Raw genomic sequence first — 3,526 nt, forward strand, 5'->3', positions numbered from 1 at the left:
GCACCGTCTCTTTGAGTGTGAAGCGGGCCGAATATGTCGATAAAGAGACGGGCCAACCGGGGGTGGGGGTCTGCTCCGGCTTCCTCACCGATTTGAAGGCAGGCGACGAGGTGATGATCACGGGGCCATCGGGGAAAACCTTCCTACTGCCCGAAGATGAGAACGCCAACCTGATTTTGATCGCCACCGGCACCGGCATTGCTCCTTTTCGCGCTTTCATCAAGCACCTGTTTGAAGAGGATCCCAACTATCAGGGCAAGATCTGGCTGTTCTTTGGGGTGCCCACCACCTCCACCTTGCTCTACCACGGGGATCTGGAGGCTTGGAAAGCCCAGTACGGGGATCGCTTCCGCGTCGATTACGCCATCAGCCGCGAGCAACAGACCCCCGATGGCAAGAAAATGTACGTGCAAAACCGCATGGCCGAGTACGGCGCCGAGCTGTGGGAGATGCTGCAACAGCCCAACACCTACACCTACATCTGCGGCCTCAAGGGGATGGAGGACGGGATCAACAACGTCATGGGGCCTTTGGCCGAACAAGCCGGTCAGGATTGGAGCAAGTTCCAGAAGGAACTGAAGAAAGCAGACAGGTGGCACGAAGAAACCTACTGATCCCTGCTTGTGATCCCTGCTTGTCGGTTTGTCAGCGCCAATAGGGATCCCGTTCCTTGCTTGAGAGCACTGGCGTGGGGAGTATGTCAAAATGCTTCTATCTCCCAGCGTGAGCGCTTTTTTCCCAGGAGCATCGAACCGTGGACGCGCGCTACAATCCCCAGGCCATTGAGAGCAAGTGGCAGGCCCACTGGCGTGAAATCGGGCTGGATCGCACCCCAGAGCTGAAGGACGGGAGCCGCAAATTCTATGCTCTGTCCATGTTCCCCTATCCCAGCGGCAACCTGCACATGGGGCATGTGCGCAATTACACCATCACCGATGTAATTGCCCGCCACAAACGAATGCAGGGATACGCGGTGTTGCACCCGATGGGCTGGGATGCCTTTGGCCTGCCGGCGGAGAATGCCGCCATCGACCGGGGGATCCCACCGGCCAAGTGGACCTACCAAAACATTGCCCAGATGCGGGAGCAACTGCAGCGGCTGGGGCTCTCCTACGACTGGGAGCGGGAGATCACCACCTGCGCCCCCGACTACTACAAGTGGACGCAGTGGCTCTTCCTGCAATTTTTCAAGGCCGGCCTGGCCTACCAGAAGGAAGCGCCAGTGAACTGGGATCCGGTGGATCAGACGGTGCTGGCCAACGAGCAGGTGGATGCGGAGGGGCGTTCCTGGAGATCCGGCGCCCTGGTGGAAAAGCGCATGCTCAAGCAGTGGTTTTTCAAAATCACCGCCTATGCCGACCAACTGCTGGCGGATCTGGAAAAGCTCTCCGGCTGGCCGGAGCGGGTGCGCACCATGCAGGAGAACTGGATTGGCCAATCGGTGGGGGCCAAGGTGATTTTCAAAACCGAGGCAGGGGACGAGCTGGCAGTATTCACCACCCGGCCTGATACCCTCTGGGGGGCCACCTTCATGGTGATGTCGCCGGAGCACCCCTTGGTGGACAAGCTCACCACTGCCGAGCAACTGCAGGCCGTCAGAGCCTATCAAGCCCAGGCCGCTGCCCGCAGCGAGATCGAGCGCAGCGCTGAAGACCGGGAAAAGACAGGGGTTTGGACGGGATCCTACGCCATCAACCCCGTTAACCAAGAGCGGATCCCCATCTGGATTGCCGACTATGTGTTGATGGGCTACGGGACGGGGGCCATCATGGCCGTGCCCGCCCACGACCAGCGGGATTTCGAGTTTGCCCGCAAGTTCGGCCTGCCCATCAAGCGGGTGGTGCAGCCGCCGGAGGGTTCTCCGGCCTCAGCGGATCGCGCCAGCGGGACGGAGTCCTCAGAACTGCAGGCTGCCTGGACGGGGGAGGGGGTGATGATCAACTCCGGCCCCCTAGACGGGATCCCGGTGGGCAAAGGCCCAGGGCAAAGCGTGGAAAGAGCCATCGCCTGGCTGGAAGCCCAGGGGCTGGGGGAAAAGCAGATCAACTACCGCCTGCGGGATTGGCTGATCTCGCGGCAGCGCTACTGGGGTTGTCCCATCCCGGTGATCCATTGTCCCCACTGTGGCATTGTGCCGGTGCCGGAGAAGGATCTGCCGGTGCTCTTGCCGGAGGATGTGGAGCTGACGGGGCGAGGGGGATCCCCGTTGGCCCAGTTGGAGGACTGGGTGAAGGTGAAGTGCCCCACCTGTGGCGCGGAGGCTCGCCGGGAAACCGATACCATGGACACCTTTGTCTGCTCGTCGTGGTACTTCCTGCGCTTTAGCGATGCCCGCAACGACCAAGAGATCTTCCGCAAAGACCAGGTGAACGCCTGGCTGCCGGTGGATCAGTACGTGGGCGGCATCGAGCACGCCATCCTGCACCTGCTCTATTCCCGCTTTTTTACCAAGGTGTTGCGGGATCGGGGGCTGCTGGATTTTGACGAGCCGTTCTCGCGTCTGCTCACCCAGGGGATGGTGCAAGGGCGCACCTACTACAACCCCAACAAGTCCGGCAAGGATCGCTGGATCCCGGCAGCTCTGGTGCAGGATCCCAACGACCCGCGGGATCCGGAAACGGGCGAGCCCCTGCAAGTTATCTACGCTACCATGTCTAAGTCCAAGGGCAACGGCGTGGATCCTGAGGAGGTGCTGGCCCACTACGGGGCAGATACGGCCCGCATGTTTATCTTGTTCAAGGCCCCGCCGGAGAAGGATCTGGAGTGGGACGATGCCGACGTGGAAGGGCAATTTCGCTTTCTCAACCGCGTCTGGCGGCAGGTGTACGAGTTTGTCGTTCGCGGTAGCGGGACGGAGTCCTTGCAGAGCGGGGCCCCAGAGCTGTTGCCGGCCGAGGTCGAGGTGGGATCCCTGACCAAGGCGGAAAAAGATCTGCGCCGGGCCATCCACACCGCCATCAAGGAAGTCAGCGAAGATCTGGAAAACGATTATCAATTCAACACCGCCATTGCCGAGCTGATGAAGCTGAGCAATGCTCTGGGGGAGGCCGGGATCCCGGATTCGCCGGTCTATGCAGAGGGGATCCGCACGCTGGTGTTGCTGATGGCGCCTTTTGCCCCCCATATTGCGGAGGAGCTGTGGCAGGCGCTGGGGGGCGCAGACTCGGTGCATCGGCAGTCTTGGCCCAGCTATGACCCGGCAGCGCTGGTGGCCGACACGGTGACCATTGTGATTCAGGTGAACGGCAAATTGCGCGGCTCGTTTGAGGCCCCTGCCGAGGTGACGCCGGAGGAGCAGGAACAGTTGGCCCTTCGGTCAGAAGCAGCGCAGAAATACCTGGAGGGGGCAACACCCAAAAAAGTGGTGGTGGTGCCGAAAAAGCTGGTTAACTTTGTCCTCTAACGGCGGGCCTGGCCAAAATGTTCCGCACTGCTGACACGAACGGGATCGGGGCTTTCACCAAATTTTCGGGCTGGAGGCCCGCACCATAGCCGCAGGCTTGGTGTCGGGAGGAAAGCCCGCCTC

At 61.1% G+C, this 3,526-nt stretch carries 2 protein-coding genes; both read left to right on the forward strand.

What is annotated here, in order from left to right; genetic code table 11:
* Window positions 1-614, forward strand: a 614-nt coding sequence (locus tag NW837_RS01270) for a ferredoxin--NADP(+) reductase (RefSeq protein WP_414328921.1), incomplete at its 5' end; no start/stop codon positions are given.
* 140 nt (window positions 615-754) lie between these two features.
* Window positions 755-3,403 (forward strand): leucine--tRNA ligase, encoded by a 2,649-nt coding sequence (leuS, locus tag NW837_RS01275; RefSeq protein ID WP_414328923.1) that lies wholly within the window; start codon window positions 755-757, stop codon window positions 3,401-3,403.
* Window positions 3,404-3,526 lie beyond the last annotated feature (123 nt).

Source organism: Synechococcus sp. R6-10 (assembly GCF_047461815.1).
GTDB lineage: Bacteria > Cyanobacteriota > Cyanobacteriia > Thermostichales > Thermostichaceae > Thermostichus.